This window comes from Gemmatimonas sp. (assembly GCF_041689975.1).
GTDB lineage: Bacteria > Gemmatimonadota > Gemmatimonadetes > Gemmatimonadales > Gemmatimonadaceae > Gemmatimonas.
In genome coordinates, this window is sequence record NZ_JBDNFF010000151.1 from 1 (window position 1) to 26,066 (window position 26,066).

A 26,066-nucleotide genomic window follows, 5' to 3' on the forward strand; every position below is an offset into this window, starting at 1 on the left:
AACAGGTTGTCGTTCGAGCCGCCCTCGCCCGTATCCATCGTTTCCTGGCCAGCCCAGAGGAAAAGTCCATCGCCGCTGTGCGTCATCGAGTTGTACGCCACGATGTTGTACACACACTGTTCGAACATGAGCAACGCCGCCGAGTCCTGTCCGCGCGTGAAGAATCCGTGTGAATATCCGCGCACGTTGTAGTCGGCACGGTTGTTCACGATGATGTTCCAGCTCGACCGGTACATGCCGATCCCGAGCCCGGAGTTGTACGACAAGTCGTTGTCGCGAATATCGAGCGAATCGGTGCGCGTGAGCAGCAGCCCGTTCATGCTCTGGCGCACAGTGTTCCCGCGCAGCGTGCCACCGGTTACGCGTGCGAGATAGATGCCGGCGCCGAAGCGCAGCCATTCGTCCAGGTCGTTCTTGTGATACGACAGCCAGTCGTTGAGACTTTCATGCTCCACGATGCTGAACAGGCGCGGCTTCCAGCTGTGACTGAGATCGTTACCGTCCAGCGTGAGCGCGCGCGTGCCGCGAGCGAGAATGCCCACACGATAGCCACGCGCAGTGAGGCCACGCACGCGAATCTGCTCACCGCCGTCAATGTGTACAGCGGTGCCCTGCCCCGCATCGGGAGCGCTGTCCGCCGGCGAGCCAATGAACGTGACGCCGCGCAGGTCGACCGTAATGTTGTGCCCGCGAATCGTGAGCAGTGCAGAATCGAGCGACACCGGCGCCCGTAGGCGATACACACCCGGGCGTACTTTCACCGACTGCGTGATCACGAGCCCGGCGCGCGGTGTGATCACGGGCACGGGCTGGGCTGGGCTCACCGACGGGGCGGTCACGAGCGCGGCGACGACGGCAGCGAACAGCACGCGTGCGCGCATCAACACCATCGCCCGACCCGTGCGCAATATGCGGCGTAGGCGTCGGGGAATCGCTCGTGGAGATGACGTTCTTCACGGCGGATCACCTGCGTGACGAGCAGCGTGAGCACGACGGGCAACAGGATGCCCACCCACAACACACCGGTAAGCAACACGCCGCCGAGGTAGGCCATGGTGAGGCCAGCGTACATGGGATTGCGCGTGTACGCGTAGATGCCGGTATCGACCACGAGCAACGCAGGACGATTGGGATACACCGCCGTGCGGAACTTCTTGAACGTCAGGATGCCGGCGAACATGCATCCGAGTCCGACTATAACGAGGGCCAGTCCCACAATCACCACCCAGCGCGCATCAGGAATGACGGCAGGCAGTGGCAGCACGAGATCGAGCAGCACACCCATCGCGACGCCACCCACGAACAGCAGCGGCGGCGGGAACGGCACGGCGGGACCGCGGTCGGTTGGGGCATCGTCGGAGGTCATGCGACAAGCATGCATCGGCGGCGAGCTGGCGGCCACTCGTGCGATGGACAGATCCTGAAAGGATCACGCTGAGACGCAGAGGCGCAGAGTATACATATGTTCAAGTTTTGTCCCCTCTGCGTTCTCTGCGACCTCTGCGACTCTGCGTGATCTGTTCATCCGATGCCGCGTGACCTGTTCCGCGATCTGCTCGCGTCGCGAGAACCCTCAATCCCCCGGCAGCATCGCCCAGAGCGCCGATCGGCCCACGTTGCAGTGCACCGCACGCGACAAGGGCGTGCACGCACCCCAGCTCAACCAGAGCGCGTGACGGGCCAGGTGGTGCGCGTGCCACGGCTTCACGGCATCGGCGTTGCCCACGAGGCGCTCGATTCTGTTGCGGCGCCCGGGGACGGGATGAAACACGGTTTCCACTCCCGCGCGGCGTACGGGCTCGTCGTCCTGCCAGATGTCGAGCAGTTCGATGCCCGCGCGCATCGGCTCCGCGCCAACTTGCGCGGTGGCGGCGGCATCGAGCGCGAACACGGCCGCGCGCGACGGCGTGGGCAAGAGCAACACGCCGAGAAACGCCCAGAGTGTCATCGCGGCCGCGAGCGTGATCACACCACCGGCCGACGCCGACGACACACCCGTGAGCGTGAGAGACACCACGAAGCCCAGCGTATTCCACACGACCGCGCCGACCACGCGACGCACGTGCGCGCAGCTCGTGGCGGCAAGGCGACGACGCAGCAGCATGGCCGCCAGCGCGGGCTCCGGCAACTGCGCCCAGCGCGCGGGCACCACCAGCGTACCAGCCGTGAGCCCCGACCAGCCGCCCACAAAGCTCTCATCGGGGCTGTCTATCACCTGCATGCGCGAGGCATCGAGCCCGGCCTGCGCCGCCGCGCTCGCGATGCGCTCCGGCGTGGGCACGACCGGTAAGCGCGCGATCACGCGCACCATGCGCCCGCGCGTCGTGGCGAGCAGCAGTTGCACCACCACGAACACGCCGATGGCAGCCGGATTCCCACCCGCCCGCGCCGCGAGCAGCAACACTGTGGCTGACAGCATCCACACCCCCCACTGCACCGTCACGCCGCGCATCCAGCGGGAGAGCCAGGTCGAGGCCCACTCGCGACGACGTACCAGCCATGCGCCGCCCATCAGGTCGTACATCGAGAACGCCACTTGAGCGAAGGCGAACATGAGCCCCACGCGGAACAGTGCCGCCGGCACGGACTGCGTGTCGCTCATCGACAATCCGCGCGATGGGATCCGAAAATAGAGCAGCGCGGTGGCGAGCAGCACGGCAATCCCCACGCCGGTGATGCCGAGACACAATCGCGCGCGGGCGTACGTCACGCCGCGCGGCAGCGTACTCAGTGGTAGGGACGAGATCGTCATCTAAGTTTAACGCTCGGGAGGGTCGTCCGGGTTGCAGCGACTTTCAAGCGTGGCCTGTTCGTGACACGAGCCCGTAGCCGACCTGGCCGCTCAGCCGTAGCGTACTCGTATGGACCGTCGACTCTTCCTGACCGATCTCTCGCGCTACGCCGCATTCGCCGCCGTTGTGCCCAACGTTTGGCGCGTGACCAACCGCCCACGCTTCACCGAGGACCCGTTCCAACTCGGCGTCGCCTCGGGCGATCCGACGTCCACCGGGGGCGTGCTCTGGACCCGACTCGCGCCGCGGCCGTTCGAGCCCGATGGCGGTATGACGGGCACGCGCACCGTCGTAGCCTGGGAAGTCGCAGACGACGACCGGTTCAAGACGATCGTGAAGCGGGGACGCGCCACTGCCGCTCCGGAGCTGTCGTTCAGTGTGCATGTCGACGTGGATGGACTGCAGCCCGATCGTTGGTATTTCTATCGTTTCACCAGTGGCGACGCGGTCAGCAAGATCGGTCGCTTGCGCACCGCGCCGGCCGACGGCGCCAAGACGCCACTCGCCTTCGCCTTCGCCTCCTGCCAGCGCTGGGATCAGGGCTACTTCACCGCCCTCGGACATCTGGCGCAGGAAGAGATCGATCTCGCCGTGCACCTCGGCGACTACATCTACGAGTACGCCAGCCCGTCGACCGCAGTGAGAGCGCACCAAGGGCTCGAGATTCGCACGCTTGACGATTACCGCCGACGCTACGCGCAGTACAAGTCGGATGCCGATCTGCAGGCCGCCCACCAGCGGTGTCCGTGGCTCGTCACGTGGGACGATCACGAAGTCGACAACAACTATTCGGGTGCCATCGGCGAGAACGAGATGGAGTCGGCCGAGCAAATGCGCACGCGTCGCGCCGCCGCGTATCAAGCCTGGTGGGAGCACCAGCCGGTGCGCGTGCCACGCGCGCAGTCGTGGGCCGACTTGACGATCACGCGCACCATCAACTGGGGCGCGATGGCGCGTTTCTGGATGCTCGACACGCGACAGTACCGTGATGATCAGGTGTGCGAAGACGTGCCCCTCGAGGGGTGCGCGCCGTGGACCGATGCGAAGCGCGGACTATTGGGCGCACCCCAGGAAAAGTGGCTGGTGGACGGACTCGGTGCTTCGAAGTCGCATTGGCAGGTGCTGGCAAATCAGGTGATGTTGGCGCCCTACGACTCCGCACCCGGTGACGAAGTGCGCACGTCGATGGATCAGTGGAGCGGCTATCCGGTGGCGCGCGACCGCCTGCTCAACGAAGTCGCCAAGCGCGCTCCGAATCGCACCGTCACCATCACCGGCGACATTCACACCAATTGGGTAAACGAACTGCACAGCGACTTCTCGCGTCCCGACAAACCCACGATCGGCGCGGAATTCGTCTGCACGAGTATCTCGAGCGGCGGCGATGGCAACGACGTCCCGGCGCAGCGAATGTCCGCCATGCAAGCCGACAATCCGCATCTCAAATGGTTCGAGAATCGTCGAGGCTACGTGCGCTGTAAAGTCACGGAGCAGGACTGGATCGCCGAATACCGCAGCGTTCCGTTTGTGACGAAGCAGGAAGCACCGGTGAATACGGCGAGCGCGTGGAGAGTGGAACACAACCGCCCGGGAATCGTGAAGACCCAGTAATCAAACGTTCGGAAGTCTGACGTCTAATCGCTTGCAACGTTCAGAATTCTGCAACGATAGTGCCCAGGCGCCGAGTGTTTGATAGCGGCCGCCGCACGGGACGCTGTGCCAAAGTGGCCTCGCCGTCGGGGCGCGCCGCCGCGCGGAAAAGGCCAACGACGCCCGTACCGCGCCTGGCACGTATCATATTCTCAGCCACTGTGCACTGTCGTTTGCTGAATTCCGAACACTATACCCAGTCTGACATCTGAACGCTGACTGCCAGACATCTCACCGCTGATCTTTACATCTGGGGAGATGTTGGCATCAACGCGCTGAATTCTCTCGTCTGCATTCTCCCGCCATCCCGTAATCCCTCGACGATCTCATCCGCGCGATCATCGTCCACACCGAGGGAGCGGAGGCTGTGGTACGCCATCCCGAACGCCAGTTCGCGTTCGCCCATGAGTGCCTTGCTCACGCCGAGCTGCTCGAACATCGCCTGCTCCTGATCGCTGTGCGTGCGCACGACGATATCGATGGTCGGATTCCTGGCGCGCACCAGTTCGATGATATGCCGCGCGTGGTACGGATCGGGGGCCGCGATCACCAGCAGTCGGGCCGTGGCGGGGTGTGCATGCTGAAGAATTCCCGGACGCGTGGCGTCACCGTAGATCGACGGCACCCCGATCGTGCGCATCGCGTCCACCACGCGTCGATCCTGCTCGATGACCGCGAACGGCACGCCGAGTCGCTGGAGTGCGTCGCCGATCGTACGTCCCACACGTCCGTAGCCGATGAGAATGGCGTGTCCTTGCTGGACCGTTTCGAACAGCTCGGTGTGCGCCATGCGCGGCGCCTTCTGCCGTTCGAGACGATCCAGCAACTGCGGATGCTTGGCGATCCACGTAGACAACCGGTCGAGTGACGCGAACAGCAGTGGATTGAGCACGATCGTGACGAGGGCCGCCGCCAGGATGAGACTGCGTCCCTCCTCCGACAGCACGCCCAGCGACACGCCGAGTCCCGCCAGAATGAACGAAAACTCGCCAATCTGACCGAAGCTGGCGCCGATGCGCAGCGCCGCGCTCAACGGATGGCGTAGCAGCACCATGAGCACCGTGGCCGCTACCGTATTACCCAGCAGCACGATTGCTACCGTGGCCAGCACTTTCATCGGCTGCGTGAGCAACACGCCCGGATCGAGCAGCATACCGACCGATACGAAGAAGAGCACGGCGAACGCGTCCTGCATGGGGAGGGCGTCGGCACCGGCGCGGTGACTGAGGTCCGACTCACTGATCACCACGCCGGCCACGAACGCGCCGAGCGCGAACGACACGCCGAACAGCGTGGCGGCGCCGACTGCGACTCCGAGCGACACCGCCAGTACGGCCAGTGTGAACAGTTCGCGTGAGCCACTGCGCGCCACGTGCGTCAGTAGCCACGGCACAGCGCGACGGCCTACGACTCCCATCAGCACGATAAACGCCAACATCTTTACCAGCGTGAGCGCGACCGTGGTGATCAGTTCGGTCCGACCCATCGGCGCCGCGCCTTCGGCACCCTCGCCCAGCGCATTGAGAATCGCCGGCAAAAGCACCAGTGCGAGCACCACCAGCAGGTCTTCGACGATCAGCCAGCCAACGGCCACCCGCCCGTCGATCGAGTCCAGGAGTCCGCGATCCTCGAGCACGCGCAGTACGACCACGGTACTCGCCACCGACAACGACAAGCCGAACACCAGCGACGCGGCCGAAGTCCATCCCCACGAGCTGGCCAGCCAAAACCCAAGCCCGATCGCGGTGGCCATCTGCAGCGTTGCACCCGGCAGTGCGATGCGGCGCACCTTGAGCAAGTCGCCCGGCGAGAAGTGCAGCCCCACGCCGAACATCAGCAGAATCACGCCTATCTCGGCAAGCTGGCTGGCCAGCTCCACGTTGGCCACGAACCCCGGCGAGTGCGGCCCGAGCGCGATGCCGGCCAGCAGATAGCCCACCAGCGGCGGCATCTTCAGCTTCGAGGCCACGAAGCCGAAGACGAACGCCGCGCCGAAGGCACCGGCAATCGTGAAGAGGAGGGCAGTTTCGGGATGCATACCAAGGGAAAGCTAGCGCCACGAATGACCTGTGCGAGATTCCACACCATGACCTCTTCTCGCCGATTCCGTATCGCGCTGCTGGGCGGCGCCTCACTGCTCTTCACGGCCTGCGCGTCCGGTGGCGCCCGCGCCGGCGCTCCCGTACCGATCGGCGCGGCGGCGGCGGCGCTGCGCGTGTACGACAGCAAGGCCAATCGCTTCATTCCCTTCACGCAGCTGGCCGACGCCGCCGCCAAGGCCGACTTCGTGTTCTTCGGCGAGCAGCACGACGATCCCGCCACGCACTCCAGCGAACTCGCGGTGTTGGCGGCGCTCGGCGAACGTCGGCCGAACGTGGTGGTCACGCTCGAAATGTTCGAACGCGATGTGCAACCGCTGGTCGATCAGTACCTCGCGGGCACGATCTCCGAGGCAAACTTTCTGGCCGGTTCGCGCCCATGGGATCGCTACACCACCGACTACCGCGCGCTGGTCGAGCTGGCGCGCGTGCGTGGCTGGCCAGTGGTCGCGGCGAATGTCCCGCGCCGATTGGCAAGTGCTGTGAGCCGTCGCGGTCTCGCGCTCCTCGACACGCTGAACGCGGCCGATCGTCGCTTCATCGCGCGTGAAAACATCTGCCCCAAGGACGCCTACTACACGAAGTTCGCGCAGACCATGACGGGCCACAGCGCCGGCGGCGGCCCGCCCACCGCAGCCGATGCGGGCGCGATGGCGAAGATGACCGACACGTTCTACGAGGCGCAGTGCGTGAAAGACGAAGCGATGGGCGAAGCCATCGTGAACGCATGGCGCGCAGCCCCGAAGGGGGCCATCGTGTTTCACGTTGACGGCGCGTTTCACAGCGACGCGGGACTCGGCACGGCCGAACGGGCCCGGCGTCGTGCCCCCGACGCGAAGACCGTGGTGTTGAGCGCGGTACCGATCGCCGACCTGTCGAAAGCGAACGGGAAAGAGCACGCCGACAAGGGCGACTACATCCTCTTCACGCGCGCGCCGAAGTAACGACGCGCCGATGGCCAAGCGGCGGTGCCTACGCGGCGCTGTAGCCGCGATCCACGAGAAAAGCGCGCACCTTTTCGGGGTTCCGTTCCACTTCCACTGAGCCCGGACGCAGTCCGGTGCGGATGAGCACCCCGCTGCCGTCGCTGGCGGCGATCACGAAGGCGTCAGTGGTGAAACACACTACTTCCGCTGTGTCGGACAGCTGCCCGGGGTGCCCCGAGAAATGCATCACGGCGCCTTCTGCGAGGCCTTCCGCGCGCACAGCGCCCTGCGGCTCGCTCCACGTGACGCCGGTGAAGAGCACGATGTCGTTGTTGCCGTTGGCGAACGCGTCGACCGGAACGCCGTACATCCCCTCGGCGTCTTCGATGTCGGCCTGCAATCGGTACGCGTCGAACAGCGACTCCACGTCGACGGTTTCGCTCTGAATACGGACCGCGCGCTGATCCTGCAGCACGACTGTGATGGAATGCTCGGCCACCATCATGCCGCGCCAGGCGCCTCGTAGCTGCCGGAGCGCCTCGACGGTTTCGGGCGTGGACTGAAAACGATACTCGTGCACAAGATCCTCAGGGTGAAGTCGACCCTGCAATCTCGCTATTGCGCACGTCGCAGCACATAGGCACGACGGAACGCGAAATCGCCACCGACCCTCCGGGATTCCTGCACGAGCCGGATCTCGGCCTGCGAGAGCTCGAGCGTCTCGCGAATCATCGTGGGTTCCTCGCCGTTGTGATCCGCGCCCTCCAGCACGAGCCGCAGCGCTTTGCCATTTCGGCCACCTTCACGACTGCGCACGACGAACGTCTGCGGCGCAGTGCCGCTGGCATCGCCCCCGATCGCATCGGTCAAGGCGCGGTCGAAGTGCAGATGGTCTACATGCCGTTGCGACACACCGTCGGCATTGGCGCTGTAGCGCAGCTCCAGTCCGTCGTGATCGGGCGCCGGCACCACGCGTAGCGCGGCCGGTCGCGTGTTACGCGTGCCCGTGCCCGTGCCGTCGGCTACCTCGAGCGTTCCCTTCCACGTCCCCACGAAATTGACGTACAGCTCATCGCGCGCCGGCGCACTCGACTTTTTAGCCGGGCGCACATAACCCGGCGCCAGCGACACCGCGACACCGCGACACCGCGACACCGCGACGACGCTCATCGTGATGGTGCACAGTGTACGAATACGGGCTGGGATGGATCTCGGAAAGCGTGTCGACATTGGCATCTGTCAGACACCAGCAACACGTCAGAGGGTTCGCACCCTGTCCCGATTCGTCGGTTATTGCGACCGCGCCACTCCGCAGCTGCGACCTCCCCGGTCGGAGCGTGGGATCCCCTTCGCGGCTTTTCTGCGGCGGCAAACTTTTGAGCACCGAGCGCGGCCGGCGCGCCCGCCACAGAGAGCCGCTCAGACGACCCACGCCCCTCACGGGGCTCGCGGAAGCATACTGACGGCGATCGCAGCGCGGACGGCGAGTAGGACACGCCGTTGGGTGAATCGCGCACGGAGCTCCGCTCTTTGCGAACGCTTGGCCCATGCGAGCGGCTTCTGGGCCGGGCAACCCCCGAGCGGCTCTCTGTGGCGAGGCCACCGCACCCGATGACGCGCTTTCGGATAGCAACCTCCATGGCGGAGACGGCCCGTGGTCCCGCAGACGAAATCGAAGCTAGTGTAGTGTCGCTAGAGTAGCGTTCGCTTTCCCGACCTTCTTGAGAATTTGCTTCACGGTGGCGGTCCACACGAACGGCGTGGGGTTCTCGTTGCGCTGATCGATGTACTGGGTGATGGACGCCATCAGTGCGTCCACGCTGGTGACGGCGAGCCGGCGAATCTGGCGCTCGGTGAGTTCGCCGAAGACGCGCTCCACAATGACCCGGCCCATCGCCACGTCGAAGGCCGCGAACCACGTCGTCGTGTCATGACGATTGTCGTCGTACGTCATCGTGTCCGCGCGCTCGGGCGGATTCACGTGCAGCCCACGACGTGTCGCAGTTACTCGACGAACTGCGGAGCGCGCGAGAGTTCGAAGCGCTTGACGCGATGCGGCTCGAGCCCGTGCGCGCGCCAGATCCGCGCAATCGTCGCGTGATGATGACCCGTGGCCTGCGCCATCAGCCGCGTGCTCCAATGCGTGCCGCTCGGCGGCGCGGTCTCCAAGGTACGTGCGATGATCGCGGCTTCGTCGGTCACGGTAATGTGCTTCGGGCGACCGGCGCGTGGCCGGTCGGCGGTAAGTCCCTCCAGTCCCTCGGCCTCGTAGCGATCCAACCAGCGCGAGACCGTCGGCCGCGAGACGCCTACCTGCGCACAGATCGTGTTCCCGGCGTCGCCGCCGGCCGACGCCAACACGATCCTGGCCCGCTCGACCACGCGCTGCGCCGTGGTACGCGCGCGCACCAACTGCTCCAGCCGCTTCCGGTCTCCACGACGCAACGGGATGATACGAATCGGCAATGGCATGGAACCCAGTGTAGCACGCTCCGTCGTATTGTGAAAGCTATTTCGGCGACACTACACCAGGCAGATGCTGATTCTGCACAGCGGCCGTTAAAGTCGAACGCGCTGATCGGTGACTCGCGTACGGAGCTCCACTCTCACTGCGAACTCCTCACCGATGCGAGCGGCTACCGGGCCGGGCGTCCCACGAGCGGGATGACCCGAGCCCGGAGCCGCGGCTCGAACGCGCGAAACCCAAAGCCAAGAACGGCATGACCGCCGAAGCAGTCACGCCGTTCACGCCCTACTCCCTACTCCCTACTCCCTACTCCCTACTCCCTACTCCCTACCCATCGCTCCCTTGTTCTCTACCCGCAGCTTGCCCCTCACCACCGTGGTGCCAACCTGCAACACAATGCCATAGTCGCCGGTATCGGCCGTGCCGCCACCACCACCGAAACCGCCGAAGCCACCACCGCCACGCCCACCCTGCGCCGGGGCCGGAAGGCCGATCAGCGAGAAGATCTTGAGCAAGGCAGCGCTCGGTGCCGCCGGCTGCACGAACGCCGGTGGCGCAACCGCCCCCGCACGCGGCGGCGTCGCTTCGGCCGGACGGGCGCAGAACGTCTCCCACTGCGTGAGCGGACGCTCGCAGCTACCCGCGCCGCCACGCGCACCGCCGCCGCCACGGCCGCCGAACGGCACATTGCCGAGTCCCGGCGGATTGATCAGCGCGCGAGCCTGCGCGATGGCCGCGCTGTCGTACTTCGCCTTGGCGAGCGAATCGAATACCTGCGGCGCACGCACGGCGCGCAGGATACTGTCACGCTTCTCGCTGGGCGAGAGCGCGGCACGACCCGACGTGCGCGGCGTGATCGCATACGCCCAGGTGACCGTGTGCAGGCCGGGCGCCCCCGGGCCAGTGAGCGTGGTCAGCGTATCACCACCGGCGTCCGTGATGCTGAGGCGGGCCGAGGTCGAACCCGGCGTCGTGATGCGATACGAAATCGACACGCCATAGGCCGGGTTCTGCGTGGCGAAGAAGTTCTGCGCATTACCGTTGCCGCTCGCGCCGCGCAGCGGCTCTTCGCCCCACTGGAAGCCCGTCTTCGGCTCGAACAGATGCACCGGCTTGGCCGCCACGGCCGCCGTCATCTGCTGCAGTGGCGCCACGTCCACGATCCAGAAACCGCGACCATGCGTGGCCGCGATCAGTTCTCCATCACGCGGATGGATCTGCAGGTCGTACACAGGAACGCTCGGCAAATTCGCCATGAAGCGCGACCACGTGGCGCCGCGATCGACCGACGCATACACGCCAATGGACGTGCCCACGTACAGCAGATCGCGGTTCATGGGATCCTCGCGCACGACGTGCAGGAAGTCACCGGGGCCATCCGTGGGCAGGTTGTTCACGAGCGACGAGAACGACTTGCCGCCGTTTTTCGACACGAACAGATGCGGGCGGAAATCCCCCCACCGGTGATTATCGAACGCGACGTACACCACATTGGTGTCGAACGCCGACGCTTCGATGCGCGTCACGTACACTTCGCCACCGTTCGGCAGGCCCTGAATGCGCGACGACAGATTCTCCCACGTGGCGCCGTCGTTCGACGACTTCCACACGTTGCCGTCATCGGTACCGGCGTACAGCAGGCCGGGCTTGGCCGGGCTCTCTTCGAGCGCCACGATCGTGCCGTACGTCTCGGCACCGGTCGCGTCGAGCGTGATGCCGCCCGTGAGACGCAACGCGGTGTCGAGCTTGGCCGTGAGGTTCTTCGAGAGATCCGGCGAAATGATGCGCAGATCCTCGCCGCGCTTCGCCGACTTCAACACCTTGTTGCCGGCAAAGTAGATCACCGACGGATTGTGCGGCGAGATGAAGAACGGCGCGTTCCAGTTGTAGCGGATCGAGAGCTCGGTCGAGTCCTTTGCCTGCTGCGCGCGGAGCGCGGCGATGGCGGTGTTCTGCGGCTTGGCGGCCGGCACCAGCGGGTTGCCACGAACCGTGGCAATCGAGTCTTCCCACTGCTTGTATCGCACCTGCCACGTGGGCTTGGCAAACGCCATGCGCTCACCGCTCTTCAGGTTGACCCGCGACACATTGCCGCCCTGCGACTCGCCGTACACGACGTTCGGATCGGTCGGATCCATCGCGGCATAGAACCCGTCGCCGCCGGCGATCGTGAACCAGTAGCCAAGGCTCGTGGTCGGCGTGCGACGCTTGCTCGGGCCACACCAGGTGCCGTTGTCCTGCGCACCGCCGCAGATGTTGTACGGAACGGCCATGTCGTAAGCGACTTCGTAGAACTGCGCCACGGGAATGTTCTGTCCCTGCACGAAGTTGCCACCCTTGTCGTACGTGAACGCGATGCCACCGTCGTTCGCGACGGCCCAGCGCTCAGGATCGGCGGGGTCAATCCAGATGCCGTGCGTATCGATGTGCACGCCATTCGCTGCGGCGCGATTCGTCTTGCCGCCGTCTTCCGACAGCTGCAGGTCGGTACTCGAGAAGTACACGCGGTCCGGGTTCTTCGGATCGCTGCGCACCTGCGAGTAGTAGAACGGACGCACGTTGTAGTTGTTCATCTGCGCCCACGTGGCGCCGCCGTCCGTGCTCTTCCAGAGTCCGTTGTTCTTCGGGCTCCGCTCGCCGACGATGGGGCCGGTCGCATTCGCGGCCGCTTCGATCATCATATACATCACGCTCGGATTCGCGGCATTGATGTCGAGGCTCATGCGGCCTTTTTGGCCAGCCGGGAATCCGCCACCCTTTACCTCCGTCCACGTCGTGCCACCGTCGGTGCTCTTCCAGAGCGCCGAGCCGGGGCCGCCGCTGAACAGCGAGTAGGGCGAGCGACGCCGCTCCCAACTCGTGGCGAACACCACGTTCGGATCCTTGGGGTGGATCGCCACATCCACGAAGCCCGCTTTGTCGCTCACGAACTTCACGAGCTGCCAGGAGGTGCCGCCGTCGGTGGTCTTGTACAGGCCGCGCTCCGGGTTGGAGCGCCACGCCGCACCGAGCGCCGCCACGTACACGACATTCGGGTTCGTCGGGTGAATCGCGATACGGCCGATGTGCTCGGTCTTCTCGAGACCCTTGGCCGACCAGGTGATGCCGCCATCGGTCGACTTGAAAATGCCGCCGCCGGGCTCGATCGAGTTCCGGGAGTTCGGCTCACCAGTGCCGGCCCATACCTGCTGCGTGTCCGTCGGCGCGATAGCGAGCATACCCATCGAAATCACGCGCTTGTCGTCGAACACCGGACGCCAGGTGGTGCCGTTGTTGGTGGTCTTCCAGATACCGCCACCAGCCGCGGCGGCAAACAGCGTTTTGGAGGGACCGGGAATGCCGACCACGTCGGACATGCGGCCCATGAAGTTGGCGGGGCCGACCGTACGCCAGCGCATACCGGCCACAGCGGCGGAGTCGAGCGACTGCGCAGCCAGCGTCTGAGTAAACATGAGCACGCTTGCAGCCACCCACGACAAGGAACGAACTTCAGGCATGAAAAGAGTGGTGGAGGGAATTTTCGAGTTCTCCTCTCAAAACGTACGCCCCCCCTCACACGTTTAGCCAATGATTCCTACCCTCGGTTTCGCCGCGTTCAGCGCGGCCCCCCCACTCGGTCCGTGGAGCTTCGAGCGCCGCACGCCCGGCCCTCGCGACGTGCAGATCCAGATCCTCTTCTGCGGCATTTGCCACTCGGATCTCCACACGGTGCGCGGCGAATGGGGCCCGATCGCCTATCCACAGGTGCCGGGGCATGAAATCGTGGGCCGGGTCGTATCGACCGGCTCTGAGGTCACGCGCTGGGAAACGGGCGACATGGTCGGCGTGGGCTGCATCGTAGACAGCTGCCGCACCTGCTCGTCCTGCGAAGAAGGGCTCGAGCAGTACTGCGAGGTCGGCATGACCGGCACCTACGGCGGTGTCGAGAAGCAGACGGGCCTTCCCACGCAGGGTGGCTACTCCAACGCGATCGTGGTCGACGACCGCTACGTGCTGCGCATCCCCGACGGGATGGACCCGGCCGGCGCGGCGCCGTTACTGTGCGCGGGCATCACCACGTTCTCGCCGCTGCGCCACTGGAAGGTAGGTCCGGGCATCCGCGTGGGCGTGGTCGGCATCGGCGGACTTGGCCACATGGCCGTAAAACTCGCCGCCGCGATGGGCGCGCATGTCGTCGTGCTCACCACCTCGCCGTCGAAGATCGAAGACGCCAAGCGTTTGGGCGCACACGACGTTGTGATTTCCAAGGATCCGGCGGCGATGAAGGCGTTCGCCAACTCGCTCGATCTCATCATCGACACCGTCGGTACGGCGCACGACCTCGAGCCCGAGTTCGCCCTCCTTCGTCGCGACGGTGCGCTCTGCTTGCTGGGCGGTTCTCCCGAGCCGCATCACGTGCCGGGCGCATTCGCGTTCATCATGAAGCGGAAGAAGTTGGCCGGATCGCTGATCGGCGGTATTCCCGAAACACAGGAAATGCTCGACTTCTGCGCCGCGCACCACATTGTGGCCGACATCGAAGTCGTGGCCGCGTCGGCCATCAACGAGGCCTACGACCGTATGCTCAAGGCAGATGTGAAGTATCGCTTTGTGATAGATATCAGCACGCTCGAATGCTGAGTAGGACAACACGCCGCACACGGGTACCTCTCCGGCCAGCACCTCTCTCTGAGTAAAGGAAGCAATGACGCATGCTGAGCCCTTGTCATCAAACAGTTCGGCGCTGGCACTACTGAAGTCGGCGACACAGCACGAGCACGAGGCCCTCGATACGGCGCTCGATCTCATGAACCCCGAAATAGATGCGGATACCTACCGGGGCCATCTGGAAGCGTTCTTCGGCATTTATGCGCCGATGGAGCACGCGCTGTCGGCGGTTGAGGGTTGGAGCGAGCAGGGCATCGACCTGCCGGCACGCTGTAAAGCAGAAGCGTTACGGGCCGATCTCGTCACGCTGGGCGTTGCTGAACCGGACGCGCTCCCCATGTGCCAAACGCTTCCTTCGCTGCCTGGTTTGGCGACAGCCTTTGGCAGTCTCTACGTGTTGGAAGGGGCCAGTCTCGGCGGGCGGATCATCAGTCGCCACGTCGAGAAACAGTTCGGCTATACCGCCGCACACGGCGCCCGGTATTTCAACGGGTACGGAGCACGAACCGGCGAAATGTGGATGACATTCCGCAGCGCGGTGGATGCATACGGTGGCGAGCCGGGGCGTCAGGACGAGATGATCGCCGGCGCGCTCGCCACGTTCGTCGCGTTCAGGCAGTGGTGTGCGCAGCGGGCGACAGCGTGAACGGCGAAACGAATGAAGCTCGACTGCCGTGGGAAGGTCAGACGTACAGCATCAAACGCTTCGGCACGACGATCACGAATTGCGATAGCGAACCAAGCCAGACGCCGGGCTGCATTCAGGGCCACGGTGCGCTACTGGTTCTGCGGGCAAAAGATCTGACGGTCGCACAGGTCAGCGACAACAGCGGCGCGCTGCTCGGTCATCCTCCTCAAGCCCTACTCGGCCAGCCCGTCAGCCGGGTCCTGGGGGAGGCTCGTGCGGAAGAATTGCGCGCGTTTCTCGCGCGCGTACCGGTTGATAAGAATCCGTTGTACGTGTTGACACATCCGGGCCACAATGGTGCAGCGCTCGACGTCACCGTGCACACGATCGACGGCGTAGTGATTGTCGAGTTCGAGGCGACGGCGCATAGCGCAGTAGACGGGCCCGACTACTTCTCGCTGATCAAGCAGAGCGTCCATCGCCTGCAAAGCGCGTCGTCGGTGCAGGCGCTGGGTAACGCCGCGACCGCGGAGATCCGCGCGCTGACGGGACTGGACCGGGTCATGGTCTACAAGTTTCACGAAGACGGCCACGGCGAGGTGGTGGCCGAGAGCCGGCGCCCGGATCTGTCGCCGTGGCTCGGCCTGCACTACCCGGCTCAGGACATCCCCGAGCCGGCGCGCGAGCTGCTTCGCCGCACGTGGATTCGGCCGCTGCGCGAGATCGGTGCGCCGCTGTCGGAGCTTGTGCCGCTGGCCCACCCCGACACCGGCCGGCCGCTGACGATGACCCACTGCGCACTGCGCGGCCCGTCAGTCATGCACACGGAGTACTTGCAGAACATGGGCGTGACCGCCGGCCTCACGCTGTCGATCCGGCGAGGCGAACAGCTGTGGGGTCTGATCGCCGGCCATCACTACACCGGTGCCTTCGATCTGCCCTACAACATGCGCGCCGCCTGCGAGCTGATAGCGCAGATCGTTTCGCTGCAACACAAGGCGGCCGAGGATCGCGATTTTCTTTCCCAGCAGCGGCGGTTCGACGAGGTGCGGCAGCTGCTCGTTTCGCAGGCGGCGCACGACGGGGGCTTGTCGGCGATGGTGGATGGATCGCTGACCCTGCTCGATGCAATCGATTCGCAGGGGGCGGCACTGTTCCATGAGGAGCGCTGGTGGCGCATCGGGCAGACACCGCCGGAAGACGAACTCGAGAGAATCGCCGACTGGCTGAGTGGACGACCCGAATTCGCGTCGTCCACCCAACCGGTTTTCGTCACCGATGAATTGGGCAAGCACATGGCGTGCAGCCCCGAGCTGAGCGCCGTGGCCAGCGGGCTGCTGGCCGTGCCGCTGTCGACCCGAGGTCAGAAACTCGTCTTCTGGTTCCGTCCCGAAACGCTGCGCACGATCGAGTGGGGCGGCAATCCACACGACAAGCCCATGGTGCCGGGCCCGAACGGCCCCCGGCTCACGCCGCGCCGTAGCTTTGAACTGTTCAGCGACTCGGTGCGCGGGCGATCGCGGCCTTGGCAGCAGTGGGAGATTGAGCTCGCGCTGCGCTTGCGGCTGGTGGTCATGGAGCTGGTCATCAGTCGCGCCGAGCATCTGACGGAGCTCAATGTGGATCTGGCGCGCAGCAACGATGACCTTGACGCCTTTGCCTATGTTGCCAGTCACGATCTGAAGGAGCCGCTGCGTGGCATCCACAAGTACGCGCACCAGCTGTCGGAGAGCGCCGCGCGGGCTGAGCCGCAGGATGCACAGCGCATTGAAGGACTGATACGGCTCACGTTGCGCATGGACAGTCTGCTCGACTCACTCCTGCACTTTTCGCGCGTCGGTCGCGTTGCCCTGGAGCTGGAGGACGTCGATCTCGACGAACTGGTGCGTGAGGCGCTGGAAATGGTGGTCGCGCGCCGTGGTGATAAGCCGAGCGAGGTAGTCGTGGCGCCGCAACTGCCGCACATGCGCGCGGATCGGGTTCGGCTGCGCGAAGTGTTCGTCAACCTGCTGTCCAACGCGTTCAAGTACAACGACAAGCCCACCGTCCGGATCGAGATTGGCTGGTATCCCCCGCACGCGGTCAATCGAAAGGCACATTGGCCACCGGAAGTGACCCAGCATGCCATCTTTTATGTGAAGGACAACGGGATTGGTATTGAGGCGCGTCACGCCGAACAGGTGTACAAAATGTTCAAGCGCCTGCACGGCCGCGACGAGTACGGCGGCGGAACGGGCGCCGGCCTCACCATCGTCAAAAAGTTGGTTGAGCGCCACGGTGGCGCAGTGTGGTTCGATTCCGAGCCCGGTGTCGGCAGCACCTTCTACATTTCTTTGGGGGTGTCGTGAGGACAGCGTCGATACACCATGGCGTCGATCTGCCCACCTTCCTGCTCGTGGAAGACTCGGACGAGGATGCCGATACCGTCGCGGAAGCGTTTCGCCGCTGCGGCATTGCCGGTTACTTGCAGCGCGTGACCAACGGTGATGAATGTCTGGCACTGCTGCGGGTGGCCCGCGCGACGCGGCCACCGGCGTTGGTACTGATGGATCTGAATATGCCCGGCATGGACGGACGCGAGGCGTTACGCCAGATCAAGGAAGACGCCAAGCTCCAATGTATTCCGGTCGTCATCACCAGCACGTCGGACAATCCGCGCGATCTCGCGTTCTGCTACAGCACCGGCGCCAACGCGTACCACGTCAAGCCGGTGAGCTATCCGCACCATCTGGACGTGCTGACCCAGCTGCTGCAGTACTGGCTCGGCGCCGTCACGCTTCCGGCTTATCCCATACGGACGCCATGACGGGGCCGCTCTGCCGCGTCGTTATTGCTGACGACAGTCTTGACGACCGCCGTGAGATCCGGCGCTTGCTGCTGACCGGCAGCGAATCGCGCTATGAGTTCATAGAATGCGAATCCGCTGCCGATGCCGTGCGACTCGTCATGGAATCGCCCCCGCAGACGCCAGACTGCTTGTTGCTCGACTTTTACCTGCCCGATATGGATGCACCGGAGTTGCTGCCGGCCCTGCAGACGGCGGATGGCCTGACCGCCTGTGCCGTGTTGGTACTCACGGGGACTGCCGACTTGAGCCACGGACGCCAGGTGTTGCGACTGGGCGCACAGGACTTCATCCGCAAGGAGTGGATGACCGCTCCGGCGCTGTCACGGGCGGTCGACAACGCTATCGAGCGCTGGAAGATGCAAAGCGAGCTGCTCGACAGCCGTCGCGCACTACAAGTGCGCGAGCGCCAATTGCAAAGCTTGGCCAACAACATACCGGACATCTTGACGCGTTTCGACCGTGCGCACCGGCTCGTATTCGTCAACGTCGCCGTGGTGCGGGTCACGAGTCGGCCGGTGGAGGAGCTGCTCGGTCGCAGCGATCGCGAGCTGGGACTGCCCTTGGAACTGTTCGACCGATGGCAAGCGGCCCTGACGCGAGTGTTCGACAGCGGCACCGCTGAAGAGATTGAGTCGACGTTCCACGGTCCTGAAGGGCTGACCTACTTCTCGTCGCGCCTTGTCCCGGAGTTCGACGCCGACGGTCGGATCCATCAGGTGCTCGGCGTTACCCGGGACGTCACACAGCTGCGCCAACAAGAGTTGTCCGCGCGCGAAAGTGCACAACGTCTGCAGATGGCGCTGACGGCGGCGCGCGCCGGCGCGTGGTCCTGGGACATTCGCAGCGGTGCGCTTGAATGGTCGGCGGAGAACTATCTGCTGTACGGCCGTTCGCCGTCTCTCAGTTCGCCACTGTACGATGACTGGCTGTCGATGATACATCCCAACGATCGCGCCGACGTCGACGGCGCCGTGCGTGACACGTTGAGCCGTAAGGTAGCCGAGTTCCGAGCCGAGTTCCGCGTGATGCGGCCGGGCGAGGATCCGCGCTGGATCCTGGAAGTAGGCAAAGCGGAGTTTGATGAAGAGGGCGAAGCGGTGCGAATGGTCGGCATCAACCTCGACATCCACGACCGCAAGCGTATTGAAGCGGCGCTTCAAGACGAGGACCGGCGCAAGGACGAGTTCCTGGCCACACTCTCTCACGAACTGCGCAACCCGCTCGCGCCACTGACCAACGCGATCGAACTGCTCAAGCTGGTTCCGGCGGGAGCGGCCGTGACGGAATCCGCATTGGCGATGATGGAGCGTCAGGTCAGGCATCTCACGCGGCTGGTGGATGACCTGATGGATGTCGCCCGCATCCGCAACGGTAAGATCGAGCTGAAAGTCACGGGCGTGTCGATCCTCGAGGTGGTGCGGCAGGCGGTCGAGGCCTGCCAACCGCTGATCGAGAGGGCTCAGCATCGGCTCACCGTGGTGGTGGAGCCACCGCAGATTGCGGTGCAGGGCGATGAGGTACGCCTCACGCAGGTGTTGACCAACGTGCTGAACAACGCCGCCAAGTACACACCGAACGGCGGCCATATCGATCTGCAGGCGCGTATCGAAGAGGGTCACGCGGTGGTGCGCGTCATCGATGACGGCGCTGGCATACCGCCCGCAATGCTGGCCGACGTGTTCGAGCTCTTCACGCAGGTCGACGCCACGCGGGATCGGGCCGGCGGTGGCCTTGGCATAGGCCTGTCGCTGGTGCGTAAGATGGTGGAACTCCATGGCGGGACCGTGCGCTGCGACAGCCGCGGGCTGGGTCTGGGCGCCACGTTCGAGATTCGCCTGCCTCTGCTGGTGGCGGTGTAGGTCGACTACAGCAACGGCGCCGCTCACGATTGGCCGGGCTCCGGTCGATACTCAAGTGGGTGAATCCTATCCATCTGAACTCCGCTTCCTCCGCTGAGCCCGGCTTTCCGGTGCCCGCCGTGACGGACGCCCAAATGCAGGCAGCGCTGAAACAGCGTGAGCGTTTGCAGGAAATCGCCAGCCTCGGGCTCACCAGCGCCGGGACCGACCGCATTTTGCAGGACTTGTGCACCGAAGCCGCCAACGCGCTCGGCCTGCCGATCGGGTTGGTCACCGTCGTGCTCGACGAGGCGCAGCATTTCGCAGCGCAGTATGGTTTGCATGGCTGGATGGAGGAAGCCAAAGGCACGCCGGTGGAGTGGTCGTTCTGCCGTTTCTCGGTAGCCACCAAGGAAGAGTTCGTGGTGGAAGACGCTGAACACCACGCGTTGGTACAGCAGAATCCGTTGGTCACGATGGATGGCTTGCGCTGTTACGCCGGCATTCCGCTGATCTCCTCCCGCGGATTCGCCCTCGGCTCCTTCTGCGTTGCCGGCACCGAGTCCCGCCTGTTCAGCGACAGCGATCTGCTGACCCTGCGCGGCTTTGCCTCCACCGCCATTGCCCGGATCGAGGCGCGTCGCCTTGCCGCCAATGACTGAGCAGCTCCCCGCTCGACCCGACACCGCGCCGCCGTTCGCGTTGCAACGACCGACGCACACGCTCGTGCTGGAGTCGCTTGAACGTTATCTGGGACCGGAAGAAGCCGCCGAGATCTGGCTGGCCGCCTGCAGGGTAGTGCAGATCGACCCCGAGGCCGAGCAGACCCCGGCGCATGACCTGCTCAATGCCGTCGGCGCGCTGGACGCGTCAGACCAGCTGGTAGCCACCTGCGCGACCGGCCTGCGCATCCGGCTTATGAGCTACATGATTCTCGCCGACAGGCAACAAGGCGCCTCGTCAACGGCGCGCATGCAAGGAAGCACGACGGGCCGCTGACGGAGGACGCACATTACCGTTAACATTCCGGGATGTCGCCCGCACTGCTCCCGGGGGGGCCTGACCCGGACTCGATCCTCATCGTCGAAGACGATGCGGATTACCGGGACGTTCTCGCGCATACCCTCGGCGCGATCTGCCGCTCCGTTCGCACAGCGTCCACCTTGGCCGACGCCCTTCGCGAGTGCGCTGTGAATGCGCCGGATCTGGTGCTGCTCGATCTGGGTCTCCCCGACGGGGACGGTGCCGATCTCCTCCGTCGGCTGCGTGGCCTGACCGACGTGCCGATCATCGTGTTGTCGGGACGCGAAGACGAGGAGGAGAAGGTCGCGCTGCTGGATGCAGGCGCCGACGACTTCATCATCAAGCCTTGCGGGGCCGGCGAATTGTTGGCCCGCGTTCGCGGGCAGATGCGACGCTCGGTCACATCGATGGCGGCACGTTCGTGGGCACGTATCGTGACCGACGGCGTCGAGATCGACCTCGTCGCACAGCGCGTGGTCCGTCATGGCGCGCCACAGCGACTGACGCCCACGGAATGGGCCTTATTACGCGCGCTGGTGTTGCATCCGGGTCGGGCGGTCTCGCCGCGCGAGCTGTGGGATCTCGTATGGGCTCGCGAGTTCGGCGACTTCGCCACGCACGTGCGCGTCCACATCACGCATCTGCGACGGAAGATCGAACCCGACCCATCGGTGCCGCGGTTGATCATCACCGAGCCGGGCATAGGCTATCGATTCGTTGGCCCCAGCTAGGCGCGCGACCATGTCGGCGACGGCGCGTATGTGGGTGACCTGGATCGGCCTCTACGCCGCTGCCAGCATGTTCTTCGTCCGCCTCGACACGCTTCCCGAACTTCGCATTGCGCACGGCGTGCTCGTCTATCTACTGCTCATCATCGGGGCCAGCCGACATGGCGGGAGTGCGCTGTCGCTGGTCATGGTGGCCCTGGGCGCCATCGCGGTAGACATGCTGTTCGTGCCGCCGCGTCTCGCGTTCGGCGGCGCCAAGACTCTCGATCTGCTGATTCTCGTCGGATTTCTCATCACCGGCCTCGTGATCTCGCAGCTGTTTGCCGGATTACAGCGCGCTGCGCGCCTGGCGAACGAGCGCTCGGAGGAAGTGGCGCGACTCAGCGACGCGCGCGTGCAACTTGAGCGCGAAGCGGCGGCCGTCCGGGTGCTGCGCGACGCCGACCGCCTCAAGAACGCCCTGTTGCTCTCGCTCTCACACGATCTGCGCTCGCCGGTGGCGACACTCGCCTTGCTGTCCGATCCACAGTCCGCCTTCACACCCGAGGCGGCGATGCCGCGGGTACGCGATCAGGCGGAGCGATTGGGGGAGTTTATCCAGACGTTGCAGCGGTTCGCGCGGTCGAGCACGGGATCGCCGTTGGAAATGGCACGATACGACGCCGGAATGCTCGTCCACACGGCGCTGCGTTCGTCGGAAGCGCTGCTGCATGAGCGCGAGGTGCGCGTGATATGGTCGAACGACGCGGTACTGTCGGTGCGCTGCGATTTCACGCTGGCGTTGCAGGTGCTGGGCAATTTGCTGCAGAATGCGGCGCGCTATTCACCGGCCGGAACGCCGATCGACGTCACTGTGCTGCCGGGTGTGCATCTCACGGAGATCATGGTCGCCGATCGCGGTCCGGGCGTGAGCGACGCCGATGTCGATCGCATCTTCGCACCGCTGAACCGCCGCGCATCTCCGCCCGACGCCGAGCAAGAGCGGATGGGCGTCGGTCTCTCCATCGCGCGCACGTTCGCGCGGGCGCAGCGCGGCGACGTGCGCTATCGCGCGCGCGATGGTGGCGGTGCGGAATTCGTGCTCGAGCTGGCGCGCGACGCTACTTGACGCAGGTGGTGAACAGATTGCGCTGCGCGTCCTTCGGCGTCTTGATATTCTCGTAGAAATCATCGTAGTAGCCCAGCGTACTCTTCACCTTGCCGGGCGAAATCAGCTGACCGATCTCATCGCGGTACAGACTGTAGATCGCGTCCTTCCTGGCGACGAACTGCTCGAACGCCTTCGGATACGCCGCCTCATGGGAGCAGAAACCGCGGAACTGCCGATCACGCACGCGGGTCACCTTCATTTTCGGATCGACACCGGCGTACATCGCGTCGATGGCCCCGGCGAAGTCGAAGTCGTACGACACCGGCAGGTTGCGCCCATCGGGCAGCGCGATCACTTCGCCATTGTGCAGACCCGCGAAGTCGAAGTCGGTGTTGCCGATGAAGTACTGGAACGTGAAGGCGAGCGCCGAGATGTCGGGATCGAGATCGTCGGCCGTGGCGCCTTTCTGTTCGAAGATCTTGCCGTTCGCGCGCCGTGCGACCTGCGCGGGATCTTCGATCAGGAACGAGTAGCGCGTGACCTCCACCTTGCCGCTCGCGCTGTCGGCGTACGAGAGACGCAGCAAGCGCACCTTGTGGCTGATGTCGGTCACGACACGATTGATGCGATAGAGCTGCGCTTCCTGCAACACATACTGCTCGTACGTATCGAGGTTGCGACAGTAGGTCACCAGCTTCGGCTCGTCGAGATCTTCCAGCAGCGTACCCTTGCCCGCCTTGTCCGCCACCTTGATACGAATGGGCGGATAGTCGCAGTGCTTGAGACGCCAGATCCCGCGCGTCTTCACGCGTACCGGCACCGTGATCGTTTTATCGGCTTCGCCAGTGTAGGAGATCGTGGCCGTCCGCCACGGCGCGTCGGCGTTCTTGTCCTTCTTGATCTGCTTGATGTTCGTGGTGAGCGTGAGCTCGAGCGGCTTCTCGCTCGCGAACATCGGTGGCGCCGGCATCTTCCCGGGCTTGGGTAGTCCCGCGTCCGTGAGGCTGTCGGCCGCCGTCCTGGGCGCTTTCGGCTTTTTCGGCTTCTTGCTGGTGTCCTGCGCCTCGACCGCCAGGGCGCTGACAGCCAAGGCGCCGACGATGAGCAGGAAGGCGGCGGCAGCGCGCATGATGCGTAGCATAAGGGCGTGGCTCCCTGAGGTGATGGTCATACCACTTCCGCGCTGGCGACCTGCGTGGACCCCGCAGCGCGCACCAGCGCGAGCAGATCCTCGGGGCCGGTCTTCTTGCGCAACTGAATCCGATACTCGAGCACCGACACGCCATCGGCCGATTCCATGCTGCCGAAGCGCCATGACTTCGTGAACTCCTGGAGCCGCGGCTCGAGAACACGTCGCAAGGCGGTCGCATCTTCGGTGTGCACGCGCAGAATGCGCTCCTCCTGCACCACAGAAATCTCGTCGGTCTCATTGTTCGCCTGGGCACGCTTCCAGGCGCGTTCGGCAATACCCTCGAGCTGTTCGCGCGTCATGTTCTTCAGCACTTCGTCGTCGACGCGTGCCACGAACGTGCCGGTGCGCGCGAGGTTCTTGGCGCGACTGAGCCGCTTCTCCGCGATCCGCCCGTCCATCTCGATCGGCGCGCTGCCGAAATCGGTGTACCAGAGAATCAGCGTGACGGCGTTGAAGCCGATCGAGATCACGGCCGCGACGGGCAGATTCACCGCCGACGACAGCCCAATCGCGGTGGCCAGAAACACGTATACGGCGTCTTTGCTGTCATCGAGCGTGTTGCGGAAGCGAACCGCCGCCACGATGCCGGCAAGACTGAAGGCCAGAGCCACCGAGTATTTTACCAGCAGCACGATCCCCGCCACGACGGTGGGGAGAATGACCAACAGCTGCACCACCGACTGCTGATAGCCGCGTTTGGCGCGCGTGAGCAGATACACCCACGCCACCGGGAGCGACAACAACACCGCCGCCGCCATCGCGACCGCCACGGTGAAGGCCAGGCTCACTTCATCGAGTGGCGGCGCCACGCGCAGATCCGGCTCGGCGCCCATACCCAGGAGCGCTTCGAGCGACGCCGGGATCGCGGCCGATCCGTGTGGGAGAAAGCGCCAGAGCAGTGTGGCCCCGCCGATCAGCACGATGTAGTACACCACGGCGCGCATCACGACGCGCGTGGCGACGTCGGCCCGTTTCACGGTCGTCATCACTCGCCTTCAATCCTCGGGAAAGGCACTCGGTTGCTCGGCAGGGGTATAGTTGGCGGGCGCCGCACTCCGGCCACCCAGGGGCCGCGCCGACCGTTACTCGCGTGGGAGTCACACCGCAGTGTCACTGGTCTTGCACCAGTATCGTGCGAGCCGAGCGTTAGCGCCATGGCACGGCCCGCAAGGACCTGTGAAACCCCATGGCTTGCCGTGCTTCACCCGTTGCTCCACATTCGCCCCCATGATGCGACTGACTCTCGCCGTACCTGCGGCGCTCGCCCTGGCCTGCCTCGCCGCCCCTGCCCGTTCCGCGCCGACGCCGGTTCCGACGCCGGGGCCGACCGCTTCCCAGCCGGCAAGCACGCCATCGCTGGTCGTGCTGATCACGATCGATCAATTCCGCGCCGATTATCTCGACCGTTACCCGGGACAGCTCACGGGTGGAGTGGCAAGGCTCGCCAAGCGCGGCGCCCGATTCGACAATGCGCATCAAGATCACGCCATAACGGAGACCGCGCCCGGTCACGCGACGCTCTTGTCGGGTCGGTTCCCGCGCTCCACGGGGATCATGCTCAACCGCATCGGCGTGGAAGACAAGAGCTACCCGCTGGTGGCCGGCGGCTACGGCACGGGCGCGTCGCCCGCCCGTTTTATCGGCACCACGCTGGCCGACTGGATGAAGAGCGCCAACAGCAAAACGAAAACGTTGTCGGTGTCGATGAAGGATCGCGGTGCCATCCTGCCGATCGGCAAGTCGAAGAGCGACGTGTACTGGTACTCTATCGACGGTCGGTTCCTCACCAGCACCTATTACCGCAAGGATGTACCGGCGTGGGTCCGCGAGTTCAACGACCGTCAGCCGGTAAAGGCGTACGCCGGCCAGACGTGGTCGTTGCTGCTGGCCGACAGCGCATATCATGAGCCCGACAGCGTGAGCGCCGAGATGGGCGGTCGGAATTTCACCTTTCCGCACAAGCTCACCGATGACGTGATCGACGCCGGCAGCGCGATCCGCATTACGCCGTACATGGATGACCTCACGGTGCAGTTCGCGCTGCACGGCGTGAACGCCATGGAGCTCGGCAAGGGGCCGCAGACGGACCTGCTGGCGATGTCGCTGTCGGCCACCGATGTGATCGGCCACAACTACGG

At 64.9% G+C, this 26,066-nt stretch carries 23 protein-coding genes; 12 read left to right on the forward strand and 11 right to left on the reverse strand.

Annotation, left to right across the window (positions count from 1 at the left end):
- The 3 genes from ACESNG_RS10025 to ACESNG_RS10035 form a co-directional block, all read right to left on the reverse strand.
- A partial coding sequence (locus ACESNG_RS10025; RefSeq protein WP_373060931.1) for a NosD domain-containing protein occupies nucleotides 1–881 on the reverse strand: 881 nt, incomplete at its 3' end.
- The gene (locus ACESNG_RS10030; protein ID WP_373060932.1) at nucleotides 881–1,366 is read right to left on the reverse strand and encodes an isoprenylcysteine carboxylmethyltransferase family protein; all 486 of its coding nucleotides are present in this window, start codon (nucleotides 1,364–1,366) and stop codon (nucleotides 881–883) included. The genes ACESNG_RS10025 and ACESNG_RS10030, both read right to left, overlap by 1 nt.
- Nucleotides 1,367–1,573: 207 nt before the next feature.
- Complete coding sequence (locus tag ACESNG_RS10035) at nucleotides 1,574–2,752, reverse strand: hypothetical protein (protein ID WP_373068814.1); 1,179 nt, start codon at nucleotides 2,750–2,752, stop codon at nucleotides 1,574–1,576.
- A gap of 109 nt (nucleotides 2,753–2,861) precedes the next feature.
- On the opposite strand from ACESNG_RS10035, the gene ACESNG_RS10040 reads away from it, so the two are divergent.
- Nucleotides 2,862–4,403 (forward strand): alkaline phosphatase, encoded by a 1,542-nt coding sequence (locus ACESNG_RS10040; RefSeq protein WP_373060934.1) that lies wholly within the window; start codon nucleotides 2,862–2,864, stop codon nucleotides 4,401–4,403.
- A 283-nt stretch (nucleotides 4,404–4,686) separates the two neighbouring features.
- Here the strand turns inward: ACESNG_RS10040 and ACESNG_RS10045 are convergent, their stop codons facing one another.
- Nucleotides 4,687–6,480 carry a cation:proton antiporter gene (locus tag ACESNG_RS10045; RefSeq protein WP_373060935.1) on the reverse strand — a complete coding sequence of 598 codons (1,794 nt, stop codon included), beginning with the start codon at nucleotides 6,478–6,480 and terminating at the stop codon, nucleotides 4,687–4,689.
- Nucleotides 6,481–6,528: 48 nt separating this feature from the next.
- Between ACESNG_RS10045 and ACESNG_RS10050 the strand changes: the two genes are divergently transcribed.
- Complete coding sequence (locus tag ACESNG_RS10050; protein WP_373060936.1) at nucleotides 6,529–7,485, forward strand: ChaN family lipoprotein; 957 nt, start codon at nucleotides 6,529–6,531, stop codon at nucleotides 7,483–7,485.
- A 28-nt stretch (nucleotides 7,486–7,513) separates the two neighbouring features.
- On the opposite strand, the gene ACESNG_RS10055 is transcribed toward ACESNG_RS10050, so the two are convergent.
- The 5 genes from ACESNG_RS10055 to ACESNG_RS10075 all read right to left on the reverse strand — a co-directional run bounded on the left by ACESNG_RS10055 (nucleotide 7,514) and on the right by ACESNG_RS10075 (nucleotide 13,386).
- Nucleotides 7,514–8,047: a hypothetical protein gene (locus tag ACESNG_RS10055; protein WP_373060937.1), complete on the reverse strand. Its 534-nt coding sequence runs from the start codon at nucleotides 8,045–8,047 to the stop codon at nucleotides 7,514–7,516.
- Nucleotides 8,048–8,082: 35 nt separating this feature from the next.
- Nucleotides 8,083–8,637, reverse strand: coding sequence for a hypothetical protein (locus ACESNG_RS10060; protein ID WP_373068816.1), 555 nt, complete (start codon nucleotides 8,635–8,637; stop codon nucleotides 8,083–8,085).
- A 508-nt stretch (nucleotides 8,638–9,145) separates the two neighbouring features.
- A complete protein-coding gene (locus tag ACESNG_RS10065) occupies nucleotides 9,146–9,448 on the reverse strand; it encodes a hypothetical protein (protein WP_373068818.1) in 303 nt (100 codons plus the stop codon).
- 23 nt (nucleotides 9,449–9,471) lie between these two features.
- Nucleotides 9,472–9,939, reverse strand: coding sequence for a helix-turn-helix domain-containing protein (locus tag ACESNG_RS10070; RefSeq protein WP_373059347.1), 468 nt, complete (start codon nucleotides 9,937–9,939; stop codon nucleotides 9,472–9,474).
- A gap of 315 nt (nucleotides 9,940–10,254) precedes the next feature.
- The gene (locus tag ACESNG_RS10075) at nucleotides 10,255–13,386 is read right to left on the reverse strand and encodes a WD40/YVTN/BNR-like repeat-containing protein (RefSeq protein WP_373068824.1); all 3,132 of its coding nucleotides are present in this window, start codon (nucleotides 13,384–13,386) and stop codon (nucleotides 10,255–10,257) included.
- Nucleotides 13,387–13,501: 115 nt separating this feature from the next.
- Here ACESNG_RS10075 and ACESNG_RS10080 point away from each other — a divergent pair, with 115 nt between their 5' ends.
- The 9 genes from ACESNG_RS10080 to ACESNG_RS10120 all read left to right on the forward strand — a co-directional run bounded on the left by ACESNG_RS10080 (nucleotide 13,502) and on the right by ACESNG_RS10120 (nucleotide 22,754).
- A complete protein-coding gene (locus tag ACESNG_RS10080) occupies nucleotides 13,502–14,554 on the forward strand; it encodes an NAD(P)-dependent alcohol dehydrogenase (RefSeq protein ID WP_373060537.1) in 1,053 nt (350 codons plus the stop codon).
- Nucleotides 14,555–14,618: 64 nt separating this feature from the next.
- Entirely contained in the window at nucleotides 14,619–15,227 is a 609-nt protein-coding gene (locus ACESNG_RS10085; RefSeq protein ID WP_373060536.1) for a biliverdin-producing heme oxygenase, read from the forward strand.
- Nucleotides 15,224–17,557: an ATP-binding protein gene (locus ACESNG_RS10090; RefSeq protein ID WP_373060535.1), complete on the forward strand. Its 2,334-nt coding sequence runs from the start codon at nucleotides 15,224–15,226 to the stop codon at nucleotides 17,555–17,557. The genes ACESNG_RS10085 and ACESNG_RS10090 overlap by 4 nt, the downstream gene beginning before the upstream one ends.
- A complete protein-coding gene (locus ACESNG_RS10095; RefSeq protein WP_373060534.1) occupies nucleotides 17,554–18,015 on the forward strand; it encodes a response regulator in 462 nt (153 codons plus the stop codon). Before ACESNG_RS10090 ends, ACESNG_RS10095 begins: the two co-directional genes overlap by 4 nt.
- Complete coding sequence (locus tag ACESNG_RS10100) at nucleotides 18,012–19,916, forward strand: ATP-binding protein (RefSeq protein WP_373060533.1); 1,905 nt, start codon at nucleotides 18,012–18,014, stop codon at nucleotides 19,914–19,916. The genes ACESNG_RS10095 and ACESNG_RS10100 overlap by 4 nt, the downstream gene beginning before the upstream one ends.
- Nucleotides 19,917–20,035: 119 nt before the next feature.
- Nucleotides 20,036–20,557, forward strand: coding sequence for a GAF domain-containing protein (locus ACESNG_RS10105; RefSeq protein WP_373060532.1), 522 nt, complete (start codon nucleotides 20,036–20,038; stop codon nucleotides 20,555–20,557).
- Nucleotides 20,550–20,894 (forward strand): hypothetical protein, encoded by a 345-nt coding sequence (locus ACESNG_RS10110; RefSeq protein ID WP_373068820.1) that lies wholly within the window; start codon nucleotides 20,550–20,552, stop codon nucleotides 20,892–20,894. The genes ACESNG_RS10105 and ACESNG_RS10110 overlap by 8 nt, the downstream gene beginning before the upstream one ends.
- Before the next feature lie 32 nt (nucleotides 20,895–20,926).
- On the forward strand, nucleotides 20,927–21,649 hold the full coding sequence (locus ACESNG_RS10115; RefSeq protein ID WP_373060530.1) for a response regulator: 723 nt from the start codon (nucleotides 20,927–20,929) through the stop codon (nucleotides 21,647–21,649).
- A gap of 10 nt (nucleotides 21,650–21,659) precedes the next feature.
- Nucleotides 21,660–22,754, forward strand: a complete 1,095-nt coding sequence (locus ACESNG_RS10120) for an ATP-binding protein (protein WP_373060529.1) — start codon at nucleotides 21,660–21,662, stop codon at nucleotides 22,752–22,754.
- Here ACESNG_RS10120 and ACESNG_RS10125 read toward each other — a convergent pair.
- Together ACESNG_RS10125 and ACESNG_RS10130 are read right to left on the reverse strand one after the other, a co-directional pair.
- Nucleotides 22,747–23,907 carry a hypothetical protein gene (locus ACESNG_RS10125; RefSeq protein WP_373068822.1) on the reverse strand — a complete coding sequence of 387 codons (1,161 nt, stop codon included), beginning with the start codon at nucleotides 23,905–23,907 and terminating at the stop codon, nucleotides 22,747–22,749. The genes ACESNG_RS10120 and ACESNG_RS10125 overlap by 8 nt on opposite strands.
- Nucleotides 23,904–24,914: a DUF4956 domain-containing protein gene (locus ACESNG_RS10130; protein WP_373060527.1), complete on the reverse strand. Its 1,011-nt coding sequence runs from the start codon at nucleotides 24,912–24,914 to the stop codon at nucleotides 23,904–23,906. Before ACESNG_RS10130 ends, ACESNG_RS10125 begins: the two co-directional genes overlap by 4 nt.
- A 241-nt stretch (nucleotides 24,915–25,155) precedes the next feature.
- Between ACESNG_RS10130 and ACESNG_RS10135 the strand changes: the two genes are divergently transcribed.
- A partial coding sequence (locus ACESNG_RS10135; protein WP_373060526.1) for an alkaline phosphatase family protein occupies nucleotides 25,156–26,066 on the forward strand: 911 nt, incomplete at its 3' end.

Coding starts and splice junctions, on each gene's coding strand:
- ACESNG_RS10040 (WP_373060934.1), top strand. CDS start 2,862: ATGGACCGTCGACTCTTCCTGACCGATCTCTCGCGCTACGCCGCATTC.
- ACESNG_RS10050 (WP_373060936.1), top strand. CDS start 6,529: ATGACCTCTTCTCGCCGATTCCGTATCGCGCTGCTGGGCGGCGCCTCA.
- ACESNG_RS10130 (WP_373060527.1), bottom strand. CDS start 24,914: ATGACGACCGTGAAACGGGCCGACGTCGCCACGCGCGTCGTGATGCGC.
- ACESNG_RS10125 (WP_373068822.1), bottom strand. CDS start 23,907: ATGACCATCACCTCAGGGAGCCACGCCCTTATGCTACGCATCATGCGC.
- ACESNG_RS10035 (WP_373068814.1), bottom strand. CDS start 2,752: ATGACGATCTCGTCCCTACCACTGAGTACGCTGCCGCGCGGCGTGACG.
- ACESNG_RS10085 (WP_373060536.1), top strand. CDS start 14,619: ATGACGCATGCTGAGCCCTTGTCATCAAACAGTTCGGCGCTGGCACTA.
- ACESNG_RS10070 (WP_373059347.1), bottom strand. CDS start 9,939: ATGCCATTGCCGATTCGTATCATCCCGTTGCGTCGTGGAGACCGGAAG.
- ACESNG_RS10080 (WP_373060537.1), top strand. CDS start 13,502: ATGATTCCTACCCTCGGTTTCGCCGCGTTCAGCGCGGCCCCCCCACTC.
- ACESNG_RS10060 (WP_373068816.1), bottom strand. CDS start 8,637: ATGAGCGTCGTCGCGGTGTCGCGGTGTCGCGGTGTCGCGGTGTCGCTG.
- ACESNG_RS10115 (WP_373060530.1), top strand. CDS start 20,927: ATGTCGCCCGCACTGCTCCCGGGGGGGCCTGACCCGGACTCGATCCTC.
- ACESNG_RS10030 (WP_373060932.1), bottom strand. CDS start 1,366: ATGACCTCCGACGATGCCCCAACCGACCGCGGTCCCGCCGTGCCGTTC.
- ACESNG_RS10075 (WP_373068824.1), bottom strand. CDS start 13,386: ATGTTTACTCAGACGCTGGCTGCGCAGTCGCTCGACTCCGCCGCTGTG.
- ACESNG_RS10120 (WP_373060529.1), top strand. CDS start 21,660: ATGTCGGCGACGGCGCGTATGTGGGTGACCTGGATCGGCCTCTACGCC.
- ACESNG_RS10045 (WP_373060935.1), bottom strand. CDS start 6,480: ATGCATCCCGAAACTGCCCTCCTCTTCACGATTGCCGGTGCCTTCGGC.
- ACESNG_RS10110 (WP_373068820.1), top strand. CDS start 20,550: ATGACTGAGCAGCTCCCCGCTCGACCCGACACCGCGCCGCCGTTCGCG.
- ACESNG_RS10100 (WP_373060533.1), top strand. CDS start 18,012: ATGACGGGGCCGCTCTGCCGCGTCGTTATTGCTGACGACAGTCTTGAC.